Here is an 18,336-nt window from a genome sequence, read left to right as displayed (position 1 = left end):
GCACCACCCCCACCCCTGACCCCTACCCGCAAGGGGGAGGGGAAAGCGTCCGTCTGAACTTTCGGAGCCACGCCCATGAGTTTCGGGCTCGATGAGGATCGAACCGCGATCCGCGAGATGGCCCTCGGCTTCGCGGCCGAGCACATCGCCCCCCACGCCCTCGACTGGGACCGCGACAAGACCTTCCCGATCGAGACCCTGCGGGCAGCCGCCGCGCTGGGCATGGCGGGCATCTATGTCCGCGAGGATGTCGGCGGCTCCGGCCTGTCGCGCCTCGACGCCGCCCTGATCTTCGAGGCGCTGAGCACCGGCTGCCCGACCGTGGCGGCGTTCCTGTCGATCCACAACATGTGCGCCTGGATGATCGACGCCTATGGCGACGCCGACCAGCGCAACCGCTGGCTCCCGGCCCTGATGGGCATGGACACCATCGCGAGCTACTGCCTCACCGAGCCGGGCTCGGGTTCCGACGCGGCGGCGCTCCGCACCCGCGCCGAGCGGGACGGCGACCATTACGTGCTCACCGGCGAGAAGCAGTTCATCTCGGGTGCGGGCGTCAGCGACCTCTATGTCTGCATGGTCCGCACCGGCGAGGCCGGCCCGCGGGGCATCTCGGCCGTGGTGGTGGAGAAAGGCACGCCCGGCCTGTCGTTCGGGGCCGAGGAGCGCAAGATGGGCTGGAACGCCCAGCCGACCCGGGCGGTGCGCTTCGACGGCTGCCGCGTGCCGGCGGGCAACCGCCTCGGCGCGGAGGGCCAGGGCTTCCGTATCGCCATGAGCGGTCTCGACGGCGGCCGGCTCAACATCGCCGCCTGCTCGCTCGGCGGCGCGCAGGCCGCCCTCGATAAGGCGCTCGCCTATATGAGCGACCGGCGCGCCTTCGGGGCTAAGCTCACCGACTTCCAGGCGCTGCAGTTCCGGCTCGCCGATATGGCGACCAGCCTCGAAGTCTCGCGCACCTTCCTGCGCCACGCGGCCGCCGCGCTCGACGCCAAGGACCCCACCGCCACGCAGCTGTGCGCCATGGCGAAGCGCCACGTCACCGACGCGGCCTTCGCGGTGGCGAACGACGCGCTGCAACTGCATGGCGGCTACGGCTACCTCGCTGAGTATGCCGTGGAGAAGATCGTTCGGGATCTGCGCGTGCACCAGATCCTGGAGGGCACCAACGAGATCATGCGGGTGATCATCGCCCGCGCGATGACCGGGGGGCACCGATGAGCGACATGATCGTCGAGCGCGTCGGCGCCCTGGGGCGCCTGCGGCTTAACCGGCCAAAGGCCCTGAACGCCCTGACTCACGGGATGGTGGGTGAGATCGACCAAGCGCTCGACCAGTTCTCGGCGGATCCGGGCCTCGCCGCGGTGCTGCTCACCGGCGAAGGCGAGCGCGGCCTCTGCGCCGGCGGCGATCTGCGCACCCTCTATGACAGCACCGACACGGTCGCGGCGGAACAATTCTGGCGGGACGAGTACCGGCTCGATGCGCGCATCGCCTGTTACGAAAAACCGTTCGTGGCGGTGATGGACGGCATCACCATGGGTGGCGGCGTCGGGCTCGCCGGCCATGCCGCCCACCGGATCGTCACCGAGCGCTCCCGCGTCGCCATGCCGGAGACCGGTATCGGCTACTTTCCGGATGTCGGTGGCACGTGGCTGCTGCCGCGGGCACCGGGCGAGACGGGTACCTACCTCGGCCTCACCGGCGAGCCGATGGGTGCCGCCGACGCGATCTTTTGCAACTTCGCCGACGCCATGGTGCCCTCTGCGGCGCTCCCCGACCTGATCGACGCGCTCTCGGCGCTCCCGCCGGATGCCGGGGATGCGGGCGTGCGGGACGTCATCGTGCGCCTCGCGCAGGATCCCGGTTCGACCCCGCTCGCGGCGCATCGCGCCGTGATCGACCGGTGCTTCGCCTTCGACCTCGTGGATGAGATCCTGGCGGCCCTCGCCGCCGACGGCTCGGATTTCGCCGCCGCGACGCGAAAAACCCTCCTGAGCAAGGCGCCGACGAGCCTCGTCCTCACGCTCTGCCTGCTGCGCCTCGGCCGCGGTTCCGCGAAGCTGGAGGCCTGCCTGGAGCGCGAGTTCCATGCCTCGCTCGCCGTCCTGGCGGAGGGCGATCTCCGCGAGGGCATCCGCGCCGCGGTGATCGACAAGGACAAGACCCCCCGCTGGAACCCGCCGACCCTGGACGCCGTCGACCCCGCCCGGATCGCCCGCTGGCTCGAGCGGCGCGCGGATCCGGTTTTTCCGGAGTCGCGGACGGGTGCGGTGTGATGTGAGGCCGCTCGCCCCAGCCCGGCTCCGGGGCGCTGCCCCCGGATCTTCATAGGAGCGCGGGTCCCCTCTCCCGTGCGGGAGAGGGACAGGGTAAGGGATCAGGTTTTTCCGGAGAGGGCGTATCCCTCACCCCAACCCTCTCCCGCACGGGAGAGGGGGCGCGTCGAGCCCGTCATAGACCGGTCAGGCTGCCGTTGAAGTGGGTAGGGGCGAGATACAAGACAGGGAGGGTTGGATGGCGCAGACCATCGGGTTCATCGGTCTCGGCAACATGGGCGGCCCCATGGCGGCCAACCTCGTGAAGGCGGGGCATACGGTGCGTGGCTTCGATCTGGTGCCGGCCTCGCTGGAGGCCGCCCGCGCCGCGGGCGTCACGGTGGCGGGTTCGGCCCTGGAGGCGGCCGAGGGCGCCGACGTCGTGATCACCATGCTGCCCGCCGGGCGGCACGTCATCGAGGTCTGGACGCAACTCGTCGAAGCCGTGCCCGCCGGCACGCTGCTGATCGATTCCTCCACCATCGACGTCGAGAGCGCCCGCAGGGCCCATGCACTGGCCGAGGCGCGGGGCTGCCTGTCGGTGGACGCACCGGTCTCGGGGGGAACCGGCGGCGCCAAGGCCGGCACGCTGACCTTCATGGCCGGCGGCGCCGAAGCGGCCTTCGCCAGGGCCGAGCCGCTGCTGAAGGCGATGGGCAAGAACGTGTTCCATTGCGGCGCGGCCGGGGCCGGGCAGGCGGCCAAGATCTGCAACAACATGATCCTCGGTATCTCGATGATCGCCGTTGGCGAGGCCTTCGCGCTGGGCGAAAAACTCGGCCTGTCGCATCAGGCGCTCTACGACGTGGCTTCGGTCTCCTCGGGCCAGTGCTGGTCGCTGACCACCTACTGCCCGGTGCCGGGCCCGGTGCCGACCTCTCCGGCCAACAACAGTTACAAGCCGGGTTTTGCCGCCGCGCTGATGCTCAAGGACCTCCGCCTCGCCCAGGCCGCGGCGCTCGCCTCCGGTGCGGCCACGCCGCTCGGCGCCGAGGCCGCGCAGCTCTACGGGTTGTTCGAAAGTTCCGGCCACGGGGGCGAGGACTTTTCCGCGATCATCCGTATGCTGCGCGGGCAGGGAGGCGAGTCGTGAGCGACCCATACGAAACGATCCTGACCGAGACGCGCGGGCGCGTCCGGCTGATCACCCTCAACCGGCCCAAGGCGCTCAACGCCATCAATCTCCAGCTCACCCGGGAGGTGATCCAGGCGGCGACCGAGGCGGATGCCGATCCGGGAATCGGCTGCATCGTGCTGACCGGTTCGGCCAAGGCCTTCGCGGCCGGGGCCGACATCAAGGAGATGCAGCACGCCACCTACGCGGAGATGTACGCGGGCGACCGGTTCGGCGACTGGGACCGGTTCGTCGCCGTACGCACGCCGATCATCGCCGCGGTGGCGGGATACGCGCTGGGCGGCGGCTGCGAACTCGCCATGATGTGCGACATCATCCTGGCGGCCGACACCGCGCAATTCGGCCAGCCCGAGATCAAGCTCGGGGTGATGCCGGGAATCGGCGGCAGCCAGCGGCTGACCCGCTTCGTCGGCAAGGCCAAGGCCATGGAGATGTGCCTCACCGGCCGGATGATGGACGCCGCCGAGGCCGAGCGCGCGGGCCTCGTCTCGCGGGTGATCGCCGCCGACCAGCTCCTCGACGAATCCCTGAAGGCGGCCGCGACGATCGCGTCAATGTCGCTGCCGATCGCCATGATGACCAAGGAGGCGGTCAACCGCTCCTACGAGACCACGCTGACAGAGGGCATCCGCTTCGAGCGGCGGGTGTTCCATGCCATGTTCGCCACCAAGGATCAGAAGGAGGGCATGGCCGCCTTCGTGGAGAAGCGACCGCCCCGGTTCGAGAACACCTGAACGGGCAACAGGCCATGGATGTCCTGGACCACGATTCGGAACACCGGTTCGAGATGGCCTTCCCCCGCGCGATCGTCGCCCAGAAGGCGCGGGGCCGCGAGGAGACCATCAACGAGCACCTCGTGAAGCTGCTGGCCTTCGACGTGGCGCCGGAGACGCGGGCGGTGTGGCGGAGGGAACTGGCGCGCCGCTTCCGCTTCCTGGCGGCCCTGCGGGTCAAGCCCGGCGCGAGCCTGATCCCGGCCCGGGACTGGTGGACATGGCTCTACGCTAATCCTTTCGAGCACAACGAGGCCGGCTATACGGCCGGCCTGATCGCGCTGAACGCCGATGACGTCGCCCGCAACGGCCGCAGCGTCGGAGCCATTGCCGGGGCGATCCGTGAGTTCCACGCCGCCATGGTCCAGCGCCTCGGGCGCGGCGAAGCCGGCGAGGATCTGATCCCGGCCTGAAGAAGCCGGGACAGGAGAGGCAACGACGAGGAGGGGGAACGACCATGCCGAGCTTCCAGGAGGCCCGCGACCTGCTGCTGGCCCACCGCACCGATTACGCCGCCGCCGTCTCGGCCTTCGCGTGGCCGGAGCCGGTTCCGTTCAACTGGGCGCTCGACTGGTTCGACGCAGTCCTCGCCGGCCCCGAGAGCCGGGACCGTGCCGCTTTGCGGATCGTCGAGGCTGGCAGCGGCGCCGAGCAGAGCCTGACCTTCGGCGAGCTTGCCCGGCGCTCCAACCAAGTCGCCAATCACCTGCGTCAGCGCGGCCTGAAGCGCGGCGACCACCTGCTCCTGCTCCTCGGCAACGTTCCGGCCCTCTGGGAGACCATGCTGGCGGCGATGAAGCTCGGCGCCGTGGTCATCCCGGCGACCACGCTGCTCACCGCCGACGAACTCGCCGACCGCCTCGCCCGCGGCCGCCCCCGGGCGATCGTCGCCGGGCCAGAGCAGATCGCGCGCTTTGCCGGTCTCGACATTGGGGATGCGATCCGCATCGTCACCGGCCCCGCGATGGAGGGCTGGAGCACGTATGACGACGCGTTCGGGTCGCCCGACACCTTCGCGCCGGACGCGGCGACCGGGGCCGACGACCCGCTGCTCCTCTACTTCACCTCCGGCACCACGGCGAAGCCGAAGCTGGTTCGCCACAGCCACCGCTCCTATCCGGTGGGCGCGCTCTCGACCATGTACTGGCTCGGGCTCCAGCCCGGCGACATCCACTGCAACGTCTCCTCGCCGGGCTGGGCGAAGCACGCGTGGTCGTCGTTCTTCGCGCCCTGGAACGCGGGCGCGACGATCCTGGTGATCAACCAAGCACCGTTCAACGCCACCGCGCTGCTGACGCAGCTGGAGCGCACCGGCGCGACCACCCTGTGCGCGCCACCGACGGTCTGGCGGATGATCATTCAAGAGGATCTGACCGGGAAGCGACTCGCCCTGCGCGAGGTCTGCGCGGCCGGCGAGCCCCTGAACCCGGAGGTGATCGAGCGCGTGAAGACCGCCTGGGGCCTCACGATCCGCGACGGCTACGGCCAGACCGAGACCACCGCGCTGATGGCCAACACGCCGGGCCAGCCGGTCGTGCCCGGGGCGTTGGGCCGGCCGCTCCCGGGCTACCGGGTGCGCGTGCGCGACGCCGACGGCCAGCCGGCCTCCGAGGGGGAGGTCTGCCTGGAACTGGGCGCGCATCGCCCCGCGGGCCTGATGCAGGGCTATGACGACGGCCAGGGCCACCTGTCGGGGGCGGGGGGCGACCTCTACCGCACCGGCGACGTGGCTTTCGTGGACGGGGAGGGCTGCTTCACCTTCGTGGGCCGGGCCGACGACGTATTCAAATCCTCCGGCTATCGGATCAGCCCGTTCGAACTGGAAAGCGTACTGATCGAGCATCCGGCGGTGGCGGAAGCCGCGGTTGTCCCGGTGCCGGACCCGATGCGCCACACGATCCCCAAGGCCTACGTGTCGCTCGTGGCGGGTGCCTCCGCGGGGCCCGAGACGGCGCTGGACATCTTCCGCTTCACCAACGCGCGGCTCGCCACCTTCAAGCGCCTGCGCGCGCTGGAATTTGTCACTGAATTGCCCAAGACCATCTCGGGCAAGATCCGCCGGGTGCAGCTGCGTCGCCTGGAGCACGTGGGCATCACCGAGGATCCCCATCGCGGCCGGGCCTACACGCAGGCCGACTTCCCGGAGCTAAAGGGCGAGGCGGAGCGCAAGCTCGATCAGACGGCGGGGTGAGCGGAGTCGGTCCTTGCCGTCCTGTCAGTTAGTGCTCAGATTATGAGGATCGAAACGCTTGAGAATCAGGGCCGATGGCCGAGACCTCAACGCCGGACTCCCCGATCTTGCCGAGCAGATCACGCGCGTTTTCCGTGCGATGGACGAGTCACAAAAATTCGTCGCCGAACAAAAGACGTTGATAGCCGAGGCAGCGAAGCTGGAGCGCGAACGGGCGCTCGCCCCTTGGCAGGTCGCCTTGGCCGGGATGGCGGCCGGAGCCGCGTTCTTCGGAGCCGGCGCCGCCTTCGTGAAGCTTCTGGGGCCTTGAACGATCCCTCAAGGTTTCTGTTTCCCGAAGCCGACAGCGCGGATTTGCCGAGCTTCCCAAGCCACCCGTCGACGCTGTCACGCATGACCCGGGGCCCTGCGGCGAATCGATAAAATTGCGCGCATCGCTTTCAGCGCCGCGGAGGCTCTGCGGCGCAATTCTGGCCTCGACAACGGGGACGGGTTCGATGGGCGCGGGGCTTTTCAGGATGGTTCGGGGGGCGCTGGCCGGTGCTGCGGCGCTGCTCGGTCTCGCCGCCACGGCCGAGGCCCAGACCCTCGCCAGCCTGCCCATGGAGGCCGGTGCCACCACCCTGGGTGATGCGAAGCCGATCGCGGCCTGGGTGACGTTCTGCCAGGGCTACGTGTCCGAGTGTGCGGTCGACCGGACCGAGCCGGCCCGCATCAGCCTCACGCCCGCCACCTGGGCGACGATCGTGTCGGTCAACCGCCGGGTCAACAAGGCGGTGGAGCCGATGACCGATCAGGACCACCTGCACGTGGCCGACCGCTGGGACCTGGCCGAGGACGGCATCGGCGACTGCGAGGACTTCCAGCTGCTCAAGCGCCACCTCCTGGCCGAGGCCGGGCTGCCGCGCCGGGCGATGCGCATGACCGTGGTGATCGACGAGAAGGGCGAGGGCCACGCCGTGCTGACCCTGATCACCGACCGGGGCGATCTGGTGCTCGACAACAAGACCAACGCGATCCTGCCCTGGCACAGGACCGGCTACGTGTTCATCAAGCGCGAGAGCCAGGACGCGGTCGCCTGGGTGTCGCTCGGCGGCGTCACCTCTCCGGTCACGACCGCGAACCGCTGAGACGGCTCTCGACGCGGCCCGACCTGTGCCAACCAAGCCGGCTTTTGGACGAAGATTCCGCGTCGGAGCGGGGTGCGTGTTAACCGGGCGCTAACTGCGTCCACGGCACTCTGGTCAGGGACGGAGTGCCTGATCGATGCCGCAACCCCGCGTCTTTTCGCCGGTTCCGCTCCTGATGGCCGTGCTCCTCGTCGCGATGGCCTGCCCGGCGCGGGCGACGGGCGAGACTGCGACGCGACACGCGCTCTGGCGCGACTGCCTCGCCCGTAACTTCCGGATCCAGTCCGCGCTCACCGCACGGGATCTGGCGGCGGATGCCGCCTTTCGGGCCTGCCGGACCCCCGAGGAGGCTTATCTCGCCGCGCTGACGGGCTCTCCGCTCCTCGACGAGGAAGACGTTGCCCGGGCCAAGCCGCTTCTCGCTGGCCGCATCCGCGCTTGGCTGATCAGCATTCCCGGCTGAAGCGCTCTCTGCCGCAGTGTCTTCCGGTTCGGCGTACGAGAGTGCGACCCACCATCGTTTTTGAGCCGTGCTCGAGGGCGGCGCGGTTGGGCTCGGCTCTCGGGCGACGGGTGTTTCCTGTGCCGAAGGCGCCACACGTTCAAATCCCGCAGGCGCAGCAGCTTCGAACGTTGGCAATCCTCTGCTCGGGTCGACCGTATGTCGCGTTCCAAACCCCATACGTCTTCCAGTGGCGAATCCACTGTTCGATGTAGTGCCGGCCGTTCGGAGCGCGTGCGAGCTGATGGGCCGCCCAGCAATCGGCCAGCTTCCTGGAGCTGTTGTGGATCGCTAGCTGTCCGTAGGCTTGAACGAGATAGAAGTGACTTGCATCCTCGACCTGAGCATCGATCTCCTGAGCCCGTACCGGACAATAAAAAATACCATCCGGCTTCGCCAAAGCGATCTCACCCAAGGTCTTGACGCAATCATTTGTAATCGTAACGTCGAGTACTCGACCAAATGGACTCCATTGAGAATTCGATGGTTCTGTGAGCGACGCATATAGTATGAGTGAGAATATCAGAGGACGTAGAATTGCCATTGCGCACACCGAATTTAAGGACGGGTAAATCGAACTCGGGGTATACGCTATCACACTTTCGAGGAACCATAAGCTGCGTGGTTGCACCCGTGCGAGTACGGGGCGGACAGGTTGTTCGCGAGTTTGGCCACTTAGGCCTTGGCGGGATGATTCGGGGGGCCCGCAAGGCGGGGAAGCCGCCGCCACGGAGCTTTCGGTTGATCGCCCGGAGCCCGGAGACCGCCACAAGGGCATCGGCCCTCCCGCAGAGCCTGCATTCACGTCTCCGGAAGAAGGCAAGCAGCCGAGCTCGTCACCGCTGGTGCTCTGACGCATTCACTTCGTTCATGCGAGTGAGCACGAGTTCTTTGGGTTTGCATCAATTTTTCCAGACTCGGCTGACGCCTCCGTCTGGATCGATGCACTAGGCTTTCAAACGGGCCTTGATCCGCCGGGTCAGTCCGTCGCGGACGTCCCGATAGGCCTCGAGTCTTTGCTCGCGCGAGGCTTCCTGCACCAGCGTCGGGTCTGGGGTCGGCCAGTACTCGACATCGGCCGCGAGCGTGTGGGTCAGGGCAAGGGCCCGGTGATGAGCCTCCGGCGCCAGGGTGATGATCAGGTCGAAGTTCAGCCCCTCCCAGTCCTCCAACTCCTCGATGGTGCGGGGCCGGTGGCGGCTCGCGTCGATCCCGATCTCGTCGAGGGCCGCGATCATGAAGGGATCGGTGGGCTCGCCCGAGCGCACGCCGGCCGACTGAACATAGGTGGACTTGCCGAAATAGGCGCGCGCGATCGCCTCCGCCGCGGCGGAGCGCACGGCGTTGAAGTTGCACATGAACAGGACGGACTGGACCCGCCGCTTCTTCGGGGTGGTCTCGGGAGGGAACTCCGCCATCGCCGGTCGGCGCGGGAGGCGCCCTAGCCCTTCCAGTGCAGGGCGAAGATCAGGGTGAACAGGCGGCGCGCCGTATCGTGGTCGAGATCGACCTTGCCCTCGAGGCGCTGCTTGAGCGTCTCCGACGCCTCGTTGTGCAGGCCCCGCCGGCCCATGTCGATCGCCTCGATCTGCGAGGGCGAGGCGGTGCGGATCGCGTTGTAGTAGCTCTCGCAGATCATCTCGTAGTCGCGGATCACCCGCCGGAACGGTGTCAGCGACAGGAGGTGCGTGATCACCGGCTCACCGTCCACCGTGGTGATCGCGAAGGACAGCTTGTTCTCCACCAGCCCCAGCGTCAGCGCATAAGGCCCCTCCCGACCCGGGATGGTGAAGACATTGTCCTCCAGGATGTCGAACAGCGCGATCGCCCGCTCGTGCTCCTGATCCGGGTTGCCGCGGGCGATGGAGGCCTCGTCGAGGCTCACCTTCGCGAGGCGGTTCGGCCCACGCTGCTTCTCCGCCATCCCCATCCCCTCACAGGTTCAACCGGATCGCGACGGAGCGGGCATGCCCCTCCAGGCCCTCCGACCGGCCGAGGCTTATCGCCGCCGGGCCGAGCGCCCGCAAGCTCTCTGGCGTGCAGGCGAGAATCGTGGTCCGCTTCATGAAATCCAACACCCCGAGCCCCGAGGAGAACCGGGCCGAGCGCGCGGTCGGCAGGACGTGATTGGGCCCGCCGACGTAATCGCCGATCGCCTCTGGCGTGTGCGAGCCGAGGAAGATCGCCCCTGCGTTGCGGACCTTGGCGGCCAGGGCTTCGGCATCCTGCGTCTCGATTTCGAGGTGCTCCGGGGCGAGCCGGTCGACGAGGGGCACCGCTTCTTCGAGATCGCGCACGCGAACGATCGCGCCGTAGTCGCGCCAGCTCGCCCGGGCGATCTCGCGGCGGGGGAGGGTGGTCAGCGCCCGTTCGACGGCCCCCTCGACGGCCCCGGCGAGCTCGGTGCTGTCGGTAATCAGGATCGCCTGGGCTGCCACGTCGTGCTCGGCCTGGGCCAGGAGGTCGGCGGCGATCCAATCCGGGTTGGCGTGGCCGTCGGCCAGGATCAGCACCTCTGAGGGACCGGCGATCATGTCGATGCCGACCTGACCGAACACCCGGCGCTTGGCCGCCGCCACCCAGGCATTGCCGGGGCCGACGATCTTGGCGACCGGCGCGATGGTGGCGGTGCCGTAGGCAAGGGCGGCCACCGCCTGGGCGCCGCCGACCCGGTAGACCTCGTGGACGCCGGCGAGCTGCGCGGCGGCGAGCACCAGCGGGTTCATCTGACCGTCCGGGGTCGGCACCACCATGACGACGCGCGGCACGCCGGCGACCCGGGCCGGGAGCGCGTTCATCAGCACCGAGGAGGGATAGCTCGCCGTTCCGCCCGGGACGTAGAGGCCGACCGATTCCAGCGCCGTCCAGCGCCAGCCGGCGGTGACGCCGAGCGCGTCGGTGGCGCGGTGATCGGTCGGCCTCTGGGCGGCGTGGAAGCTTTCGATCCGCTCCGCGGCGAGGCGTAGGGCTTCCAGGGATTCGGACGGGCAGGCCGCGACCGCCGCGGCGATCTCCGCGTCGGTCACCCGGAGATGTGCGGCCGCGAAGTCCGGGCCGCGCCGGTCGAAGCGGCGCGTATAATCCACCAGGGCGTCATCGCCCCGGGCGACGACGTCACCGATGATACTGCGCACGGCCTCATCCACGTCCTCGGCGATCTCGCGCTTGACCGTGAGGAGCCGCGCGAAATCGGCGGCAAAATGCGGATCGCTGCTATCGAGCCGGACCATCAGATTTCTCCGTCTCCTCTCAGGCCGCTGTGCCGGGGGCCACGTCCGGCCGGTCGACATCGTGACCGGGTCGTGTGGCTGCCTCCCAGACCGGGCCGAGATCCTTCATCCGGACCTCGATGCACTCGACCTCCAGCCGCACCGCCGCCCCCCCGGAGAAGACGAGATCGATCAGGCCCGAGGGCGTGTCGGTCGGCGTGAAGGTCAGGGCGAGCAGGCTCATGGGCATCGCATCGTCCTGGCTGAGCCCCCGCGTCTTCACGGTCAGGACGCGCTCGATGTGCAGCCCGGCCAGCCGCCGCCGGGGCGGCACGTCGGGCGTCCAGTCGAAGCGCCGCGCGACCATCAGGAACCGCTGCTCGCCGGCGAGGTAAGTCAGATCCTCCGGCCGCAGGATCGCGTCCTGAAGATGCGCGGAGATCACGGTCAGGTCCTCGGCGTCGAGGGCGGCGAGCCTGAGCAGCTCCATGACAGGGTCCTCGGGAACACGGAATGCGCGGGTGGGAGGGCAGCGGGGGCGCAGAGCGGGACTGCGCGGCAGGGCGTAGGTAGCGGCACCACCCCGCCGGGGCAACGGCCGCAGCCATGAACACGATCCCGCCGCGTCGTCACCGCGGCACAGGTTCGCGCCAGCACCGGCGCGCAGGATCCCGGCCAGCGAGTCGAGGCAGGATGGGATGGACAAGCGGATCACGCACGCGGCCTTGGCCGCCCTGACACTGGCTATGCTCGCAGGCCCGGCAAGCGCTCAGGTCGGGCCGGATGCGAAAGTCTACATGTACGGAGAGCCCGGGCTGGGCCGCTACGAGTACGCGCCCAGGCCGCGCCACCGGCCCCCGCCGCCGCCGGCGGCGGACGATGACTGGAACATTCCGCCGCCCCCGCCGCCGCCCTACGGCGCCTACGATCGACCCCGGTATCGGGACCCCGACGCGCGCCGCCGGTGGGACGACAGCAGCTGCATCACATCCCGCGGGACATGCCCGGCGCCGGCCAGACCGCCCGGGGCGCCCTGCGGCTGCGAGATCCCGGGCTTCGGCTACAAGCGCGGGCAGATCGGCGACTGAAGGGATCCGGCCGGCTGAACGCTCGCTCAGGCCGCGTTGTCCTCCAGGCGGTACGGGGCTGCCAGCAACGCGATCGGCAGGTTCCAGGCCGCGCTGATCGCCCGGATCTGGCCCAGGCTCAGCGCCCGCTTCCGGTTCAGGATCTCGGATGCGCGCGCCCGCGAGCCGAGCAGGTGGGCCAACGCGCTTTGCGAGCGGCCCCGATCGGTGATGGCGACATGCAGGATCTCGACCGGATCTGCCGCGGCGATCAGGGTGAGAAGAACCTCGAGCCGGTCGCCGTCTGGTGTCCCGACTGCCGGCTTATGCGCGAAGTAGCGATCGACTTTCGCAAGTGCCCAGCGATGATCCGCAGGCGTGCGGATGGGCCTGACATTCCCAACCGGCCTTGCGTGCTGCGTCGTATCCGCGATGCCCTGCATCATCTGACCGCGACGATGAGCGAATCGACGGAATCGTACTCGCTGTGGGTGCCGATGAACTTAATCCGGCACGCCTCGTGTAAGACACTCTGATGATCAGAGGGTGTTTGTTGCCGCCTATATCGAAGATGATTCGATTGTCGCCGATGAAATCGACTGAACTGCCGAACGCCGATTTGATGTCGGCGGGGCCGGTCCAGCGCGACTTCGCAACGTGATCGTACCCCGTTCTGAGTGGCACCTCCGACCGAGGGTACCACTTCCAGAAAGCCACCCGGGCGGAGCGCGCCACGACGTTCACACCCGAACGCAATTGTGTTCCCGGAATGGAAACAAGACGTGTCTCAAGGCGTGTTGCGTCGTCGGCGGGGATCAGGTCGGCTTCAAGCCCGCACCCGCTCGATCTGCGCACCGCAGCGGCCGAGCTTGGCCTCCAAGGCCTCGAAACCGCGGTCGAGGTGGTAGACCCGGTTGATCTGGGTTTCGCCCTCGGCGGCGAGCCCGGCGATCACCAGGGAGACCGAGGCGCGCAGGTCGGTAGCCATCACGGGCGCGCCCTTCAGCCGCTCGACGCCCTCCACGATGGCGAGGTCGCCGTCCAGCCGGATCTTCGCGCCGAGGCGGGCCAGTTCCTGCACGTGCATGAACCGGTTCTCGAAGATCGTCTCGCGGATATGCGACTGGCCCTTGGCCAGCGTCATCAGCGCCATGAACTGCGCCTGCAGATCGGTGGGAAAGCCCGGGAACGGATCGGTGGTGACATCGACCGCCGCGATGCCGGCGCCGTTGCGGCGCACCCGGATGCCACCCTCGACCGAGCTGATCTCGGCGCCCGTCGTGGACAGGACGTCGAGGGCCGCATGCAGCAATTCGGCCCGCGTATCCTTCAGCACCACGTCGCCGCCCGCCATCGCCACCGCCATGGCGTAGGTGCCGGTCTCGATCCGGTCGGGCAGCACCGCGTGCCGGGCGCCACCGAGCCGCGCCACGCCCTCGATCTCGATATGGGGCGTGCCGGCGCCGCGGATCTTGGCGCCCATCTTGTTCAGGCACTCGGCGAGGTCGACCACCTCGGGTTCCCGGGCGGCGTTCTCGATCACCGTCGTGCCGTAGGCCAGCGCGGCGGCCATCAGCGCCACGTGGGTGCCGCCCACCGTGACCTTCGGGAAGGTGATCTCGGCGCCACGCAGGCCGTTCTTGGTGCGGGCGACAACGTAGCCGGCGTCGATCTCGATCTCGGCGCCGAGCTTTTCCAGCGCCATGATCAGCAGATCGACCGGCCGGGTCCCGATGGCGCAGCCGCCCGGCAGCGAGACCTTCGCCTCGCCGAACCGGGCGAGCAGCGGTGCGATCACCCAGAAGCTCGCCCGCATGGTCGAGACCAGCTCGTAGGGGGCGGTGGTGTCGATGACGTTGGACGCGGTGAGCCGGATGGTCTGGCCGGTCTCGGTAGTCTGCCCAGGGCGCTTTCCGACCACCATGTGATCGACGCCGTGATTGCCGAGGATCCGCGTCAGGGCCGCGATGTCGGCGAGCCGCGGCACATTGATCAGCTCCAGCGTCTCGCCGGTGAGCAAGCTCGCGATCATCAGTGGCAGCGCCGCGTTCTTGGCGCCCGAGATCGGGATGATGCCGTTGAGCGGCACGCCGCCGGTGATGTGGATGCGGTCCATGCTGTGTCCTCGGGCGGCGCACCTCCTGGCGCGCGGCCGGCCGTAATCCTCGCGGGCGCCGCAGCGCCCAGACTTGGCCGTGGCCTATAGACCGGATTTGTCGGAATCAGGACCGCTCGAATCGGCGTTATTCCCGTGGGTCTGATCCGCGTCGGCCGCCGGCTGTGCCTCGGCGCGCCCCCGGCCCTGCATCTTCCGGCGCCGCAGATTCTCCCGGAGCGCGGCCTTCAGCCGTTCGGCGCGGACATTCTTGCCGTCCGTCACCGCGCGACCCTTCGTCGCCGGGAAGACGGGGGAGGCCCGGCGCGGCGAAAAACGCCGGTGGCGAAGGACGAGAGCGAGAGACGCAAGGAACGGGCACCCTATTGAGGCGTACGAGACCGGTGCAACGCTAGCGCGTCCGGCCTGCCCTCTCAACGGATGCAGGGCAGAGATGCCGGAACCTTACCTTGAACCAATTCCAGATCCGCGCGTATCTTGCCCCCTCACGCGAAGGACTGACCGAGGCCGGACCTTGATCGCGGGACCCCGGCGCCGATTGGCGCTGCCCGCGCGGCCGAACACGCGAAGGACGCTCGATGACCGTGACCCGGATGCCCAGCCCGATGCTCGCCCCCACGGGCTCGACGCGCGCCGGGTCCGGCTACGAGCGCTACTTCCGCGGCGCCCTCGATCAGCTCCACGGTGAGCGGCGCTACCGTGTCTTCGCCGATATCGAGCGCATCTCCGGCCGGTTCCCGACCGCCAAGTGGCGCCAGCCCGACGGCAAGACCGCCGAGATCACCGTGTGGTGCTCCAACGATTATCTGGGCATGGGCCAGCACAAGGAGGTGGTGGCCGCCATGACCGAGACCGCCGCCCGCTGCGGCGTCGGCGCCGGTGGCACCCGCAACATCGCGGGCAACACCTCGCCGCTGGTCGATCTGGAGCGCGAACTGGCCGACCTGCACGGCAAGGAAGCGGGCCTCGTCTTCACCTCGGGCTACGTATCGAACCAAGCCGGCATCTCGACCATCGCCAAGCTGATCCCGGACTGTTTGATCCTGTCCGACTCCTTAAACCACAACTCGATGATCGAGGGCGTGAGGCACTCTGGCTGCGAGAAGAAGATCTTTCGCCATAACGACATCCAGCACTTGGAGGTGCTGCTGCGCGAGGCCGGCGACCGGCCCAAGCTGATCCTGTTCGAGTCGGTCTATTCCATGGATGGCGACGTGGCGCCGATCGGCGCGATCTGCGACCTCGCCGACCGCTATGGGGCGATGACCTATCTCGACGAGGTCCACGCGGTCGGCCTTTACGGGGAGCGCGGTGCCGGCATCGCCGAGCGCGACGGGGTGATGCATCGGATCGACGTGATCGAGGGCACGCTGGCCAAGGGGTTCGGCTGCGTCGGTGGCTACATCACGGGCTCGGCCGCGCTCTGCGACGCGGTGCGCAGCTTCGCGCCGGGCTTCATCTTTACCACTGCGCTGCCGCCCGCGGTGGCGGCGGCGGCCCGGGCCTCGGTGCGGTATCTCAAGCATTCGCGAGCGGAGCGCGAGGCGCACCAGCGTCAGGCGGCGGCCACCAAGGCGGCGCTGAGCGCGGCGGGGCTGCCGGTGCTGGAGACCGAGACCCACATCGTGCCGGTGATGGTCGGCGATGCCGAGCTGTGCAAGGCGGCCGCCGACCACCTGCTGGAGCGCCACGGTATCTACATCCAGCCGATCAACTACCCGACCGTGCCGCGCGGGACCGAGCGCCTGCGGATCACGCCCTCGCCGTTCCACGATGCGGCGCATATCGCGCGCCTGACGGCTGCGCTGACCGAGACCTGGGAGACGCTGGACCTGCCGCGGGCTGGGACGGTGTTCGTCGAGGCGGCGGAGTAGTTTTTTCGAGGCTTGCCGCGCCATTCCCTCCACCCTGTGCGGGGGAGGGGGGTGAGTCGGCGCCCTCGCGCAGGCACCCCACCCATCTCCCGCCCCCATCTCGTCTTTTCCGGCGCCGCCCTGTAACGACGGCGCCAAGCCTCCCCTGCGAAAAGTCTCGAACCAATGATCTCCTCACCCCTCATGACCGTCATGGTCGATGCCGTGCGCAAGGCCGCCCGCGGCCTGCGCCGCGACTTCGGCGAGGTCGAGAACCTCCAGGTCTCGCGCAAAGGCCCGGGCGACTTCGTCTCGGCGGCCGACCGCAAGGCTGAGGAGGTGGTGCGCGACGCCCTGATGAAGGCGCGGCCCGGCTACAGCCTCGTGCTGGAGGAGAACGGGATCATCGAGGGCACCGACAAGAGCCACACGTGGCACGTCGATCCCCTCGACGGGACTTCGAACTTCCTGCACGGCGTCCCGCATTTCGCGGTCTCGGTGGGTCTGGAGCGCGAGGGCCAGATCGTGGCCGGCGTGATCTTCGATCCGATCAAGGACGAGCTGTTCGTCGCCGAGCGCGGCAAGGGCGCCTATCTCAACAACCGGCGCCTGCGCGTCTCCGGCCGCCAGGACATGGCGGACGCGCTGGTCGGCTACGGCACGCCCTATCTCGGCCGCGGCAGCCATCCGCGCCTGCTGCGCGAGCTCGGCGCCGTGATGGCCGTGGCCGGCGGCACCCGCCGGATGGGCTCGGCGGCCCTCGACCTGGCCTACGTCGCCTGTGGGCGCCTCGATGCCTACTGGGAGCGCGACCTCCAGACCTACGACTTCGCCGCCGGTGTGATCCTGGTGCGTGAAGCTGGTGGCTTCGTGACCTCGGCGGACGGTGCGGCCGAGCCGCTGGCGCCGCGGTCAGTCGCTGCCGGCAACGAGGGCCTGCACCGGGAGCTCCTCGCCCTCCTCAAGAAGGTCCAGGCGGCCTGAGTCTCAGTTCGGGCATCGGCCCAGGGACGATGCCCGAACCGCTGATGCTGCATCATCTTTTTTCCGAGAGCCGGTGACCACCTCTCGGGATGATGCTTGCGCTGGTCAGGGCGTCGGGCTTCTGCTTTAAGCCCGCGGTTCCTCACGGAAGGCCGAACGCATGGAAGCCCGCCGCCACGTCGCGCTGAAGGAGTCGATCCGCTCGATTCCCGACTATCCGAAGCCCGGCATCATCTTCCGCGACATCACCACCCTGCTGAGCGACCCGCGGGCGTTCCGGCGGGCGGTGGACGCGCTGGTGCATCCGTATGCGGGCGGGCAGATCCAGCAGGTCGCCGGCATCGAGGCGCGGGGCTTCATCCTGGGTGGCGCCATCGCGCACCAGCTCTCCTCGGGCTTCGTGCCGATCCGCAAGAAGGGCAAGCTCCCGCACACGACCGTTTCGATCGCCTACGCGCTGGAATACGGCACCGACGAGATCGAGGTTCACGTCGATGCCGTGAAGCCCGGCGACAAGGTGTTGCTGGTCGACGACTTGATCGCCACAGGTGGGACCGCGACCGCGGCCGTGAACCTGCTCCAGAAGATCGGCGCCGAGATCGTGGCGGCCTGCTTCGTGATCGACCTGCCCGAGATCGGCGGCGCGCAACGCCTGCGCGACATGGGCGTCGAGGTGCGCACCCTCATGCAATTCGAGGGTCATTGAGCCCCGCCAAACGTTGACTTCGCCGGACCCATCCGCCATAAGCCCGCCACTCGCGACGTGGCGCCCCGCCTGGGCGCCCTTCGTGTTTTTAAACAACCAGGACGCGTGAAGGTCGAGTGCAGCATCGGCTGCCCGCGAGCGCGCCTCGACCTTTGAAGGCTCTGTGCCATGAAGAGAACCTACCAGCCGAGCAAGCTCGTTCGTAAGCGCCGCCACGGTTTCCGCGCGCGCATGGCCACCGCCGGTGGCCGCAAGGTGATCGCGCGCCGCCGCGCCCACGGCCGCAAGAAGCTGTCGGCCTAAGGCGGGATAGCCCTCCGCGGCCGTGCCGCGGGGGATGGGATTGGCCGGG

General features: G+C 68.8%; 22 protein-coding genes. 14 read left to right on the top strand and 8 right to left on the bottom strand.

The genetic code is table 11. From position 1 onward, the window contains the following. Positions 1–75 precede the first annotated feature (75 nt). The 9 genes from MKK63_RS08040 to MKK63_RS08000 all read left to right on the top strand — a co-directional run bounded on the left by MKK63_RS08040 (position 76) and on the right by MKK63_RS08000 (position 8,010). Positions 76–1,221 carry an isobutyryl-CoA dehydrogenase gene (locus MKK63_RS08040; protein ID WP_244000433.1) on the top strand — a complete coding sequence of 382 codons (1,146 nt, stop codon included), beginning with the start codon at positions 76–78 and terminating at the stop codon, positions 1,219–1,221. Next, a complete protein-coding gene (locus MKK63_RS08035) occupies positions 1,218–2,279 on the top strand; it encodes an enoyl-CoA hydratase/isomerase family protein (RefSeq protein WP_244000431.1) in 1,062 nt (353 codons plus the stop codon). Before MKK63_RS08040 ends, MKK63_RS08035 begins: the two co-directional genes overlap by 4 nt. A 238-nt stretch (positions 2,280–2,517) precedes the next feature. Further along, the gene (mmsB, locus tag MKK63_RS08030) at positions 2,518–3,411 is read left to right on the top strand and encodes a 3-hydroxyisobutyrate dehydrogenase (RefSeq protein WP_244000429.1); all 894 of its coding nucleotides are present in this window, start codon (positions 2,518–2,520) and stop codon (positions 3,409–3,411) included. Next, positions 3,408–4,187, top strand: a complete 780-nt coding sequence (locus tag MKK63_RS08025) for an enoyl-CoA hydratase (protein WP_244000427.1) — start codon at positions 3,408–3,410, stop codon at positions 4,185–4,187. Before mmsB ends, MKK63_RS08025 begins: the two co-directional genes overlap by 4 nt. A gap of 14 nt (positions 4,188–4,201) precedes the next feature. Beyond that, positions 4,202–4,639: a hypothetical protein gene (locus MKK63_RS08020; RefSeq protein WP_244000425.1), complete on the top strand. Its 438-nt coding sequence runs from the start codon at positions 4,202–4,204 to the stop codon at positions 4,637–4,639. Between the two features lie 44 nt (positions 4,640–4,683). Further along, positions 4,684–6,417: an AMP-binding protein gene (locus MKK63_RS08015; RefSeq protein WP_244000423.1), complete on the top strand. Its 1,734-nt coding sequence runs from the start codon at positions 4,684–4,686 to the stop codon at positions 6,415–6,417. Between the two features lie 58 nt (positions 6,418–6,475). Beyond that, positions 6,476–6,727, top strand: a complete 252-nt coding sequence (locus MKK63_RS08010; RefSeq protein WP_244000421.1) for a hypothetical protein — start codon at positions 6,476–6,478, stop codon at positions 6,725–6,727. Between the two features lie 187 nt (positions 6,728–6,914). Then, entirely contained in the window at positions 6,915–7,547 is a 633-nt protein-coding gene (locus tag MKK63_RS08005; RefSeq protein ID WP_409564486.1) for a transglutaminase-like cysteine peptidase, read from the top strand. A 136-nt stretch (positions 7,548–7,683) separates the two neighbouring features. After that, positions 7,684–8,010 carry a hypothetical protein gene (locus tag MKK63_RS08000; protein WP_244000419.1) on the top strand — a complete coding sequence of 109 codons (327 nt, stop codon included), beginning with the start codon at positions 7,684–7,686 and terminating at the stop codon, positions 8,008–8,010. Positions 8,011–8,996: 986 nt separating this feature from the next. On the opposite strand, the gene MKK63_RS07995 is transcribed toward MKK63_RS08000, so the two are convergent. From MKK63_RS07995 to MKK63_RS07980, 4 genes are read right to left on the bottom strand one after another with little or no spacing between them, the layout of a single operon-like run. Beyond that, positions 8,997–9,467 (bottom strand): low molecular weight phosphatase family protein, encoded by a 471-nt coding sequence (locus tag MKK63_RS07995; RefSeq protein WP_244000417.1) that lies wholly within the window; start codon positions 9,465–9,467, stop codon positions 8,997–8,999. A gap of 23 nt (positions 9,468–9,490) precedes the next feature. Continuing rightward, on the bottom strand, positions 9,491–9,973 hold the full coding sequence (locus MKK63_RS07990) for a UPF0262 family protein (protein WP_244000415.1): 483 nt from the start codon (positions 9,971–9,973) through the stop codon (positions 9,491–9,493). A gap of 10 nt (positions 9,974–9,983) precedes the next feature. After that, positions 9,984–11,279 (bottom strand): histidinol dehydrogenase, encoded by a 1,296-nt coding sequence (hisD, locus tag MKK63_RS07985; RefSeq protein ID WP_244000413.1) that lies wholly within the window; start codon positions 11,277–11,279, stop codon positions 9,984–9,986. Positions 11,280–11,298: 19 nt separating this feature from the next. After that, complete coding sequence (locus MKK63_RS07980; RefSeq protein ID WP_244000411.1) at positions 11,299–11,748, bottom strand: DUF2948 family protein; 450 nt, start codon at positions 11,746–11,748, stop codon at positions 11,299–11,301. Between the two features lie 208 nt (positions 11,749–11,956). Between MKK63_RS07980 and MKK63_RS07975 the strand changes: the two genes are divergently transcribed. Continuing rightward, a complete protein-coding gene (locus tag MKK63_RS07975) occupies positions 11,957–12,346 on the top strand; it encodes a hypothetical protein (RefSeq protein WP_244000409.1) in 390 nt (129 codons plus the stop codon). 26 nt (positions 12,347–12,372) lie between these two features. Here the strand turns inward: MKK63_RS07975 and MKK63_RS07970 are convergent, their stop codons facing one another. From MKK63_RS07970 to MKK63_RS07955, 4 genes are all read right to left on the bottom strand, one after another. Next, positions 12,373–12,768, bottom strand: a complete 396-nt coding sequence (locus MKK63_RS07970) for a type II toxin-antitoxin system HigA family antitoxin (RefSeq protein ID WP_244000440.1) — start codon at positions 12,766–12,768, stop codon at positions 12,373–12,375. Continuing rightward, a complete protein-coding gene (locus MKK63_RS07965; RefSeq protein WP_244000438.1) occupies positions 12,650–13,009 on the bottom strand; it encodes a type II toxin-antitoxin system HigB family toxin in 360 nt (119 codons plus the stop codon). Before MKK63_RS07965 ends, MKK63_RS07970 begins: the two co-directional genes overlap by 119 nt. A gap of 142 nt (positions 13,010–13,151) precedes the next feature. Next, entirely contained in the window at positions 13,152–14,441 is a 1,290-nt protein-coding gene (gene murA, locus MKK63_RS07960) for a UDP-N-acetylglucosamine 1-carboxyvinyltransferase (RefSeq protein WP_244000407.1), read from the bottom strand. Between the two features lie 84 nt (positions 14,442–14,525). Then, the gene (locus tag MKK63_RS07955) at positions 14,526–14,705 is read right to left on the bottom strand and encodes a hypothetical protein (protein ID WP_244000405.1); all 180 of its coding nucleotides are present in this window, start codon (positions 14,703–14,705) and stop codon (positions 14,526–14,528) included. Between the two features lie 341 nt (positions 14,706–15,046). On the opposite strand from MKK63_RS07955, the gene hemA reads away from it, so the two are divergent. The 4 genes from hemA to rpmH all read left to right on the top strand — a co-directional run bounded on the left by hemA (position 15,047) and on the right by rpmH (position 18,287). Next, the gene (gene hemA / locus MKK63_RS07950; protein WP_409564487.1) at positions 15,047–16,315 is read left to right on the top strand and encodes a 5-aminolevulinate synthase; all 1,269 of its coding nucleotides are present in this window, start codon (positions 15,047–15,049) and stop codon (positions 16,313–16,315) included. A 165-nt stretch (positions 16,316–16,480) separates the two neighbouring features. Continuing rightward, positions 16,481–17,278: an inositol monophosphatase family protein gene (locus MKK63_RS07945; protein WP_244000401.1), complete on the top strand. Its 798-nt coding sequence runs from the start codon at positions 16,481–16,483 to the stop codon at positions 17,276–17,278. Positions 17,279–17,438: 160 nt separating this feature from the next. Beyond that, a complete protein-coding gene (locus MKK63_RS07940) occupies positions 17,439–17,984 on the top strand; it encodes an adenine phosphoribosyltransferase (protein ID WP_244000399.1) in 546 nt (181 codons plus the stop codon). A gap of 168 nt (positions 17,985–18,152) precedes the next feature. Next, positions 18,153–18,287, top strand: a complete 135-nt coding sequence (gene rpmH / locus MKK63_RS07935) for a 50S ribosomal protein L34 (protein ID WP_039893469.1) — start codon at positions 18,153–18,155, stop codon at positions 18,285–18,287. Positions 18,288–18,336: the final 49 nt, after the last annotated feature.

Origin of the sequence: Methylobacterium sp. J-088 (assembly GCF_022829295.1) — a bacterium.
Classification (GTDB): Bacteria; Pseudomonadota; Alphaproteobacteria; order Rhizobiales; family Beijerinckiaceae; genus Methylobacterium.
Note: the sequence above shows the minus strand (reverse complement) of the source record. Positions and strands in the feature narration are given on the sequence as shown.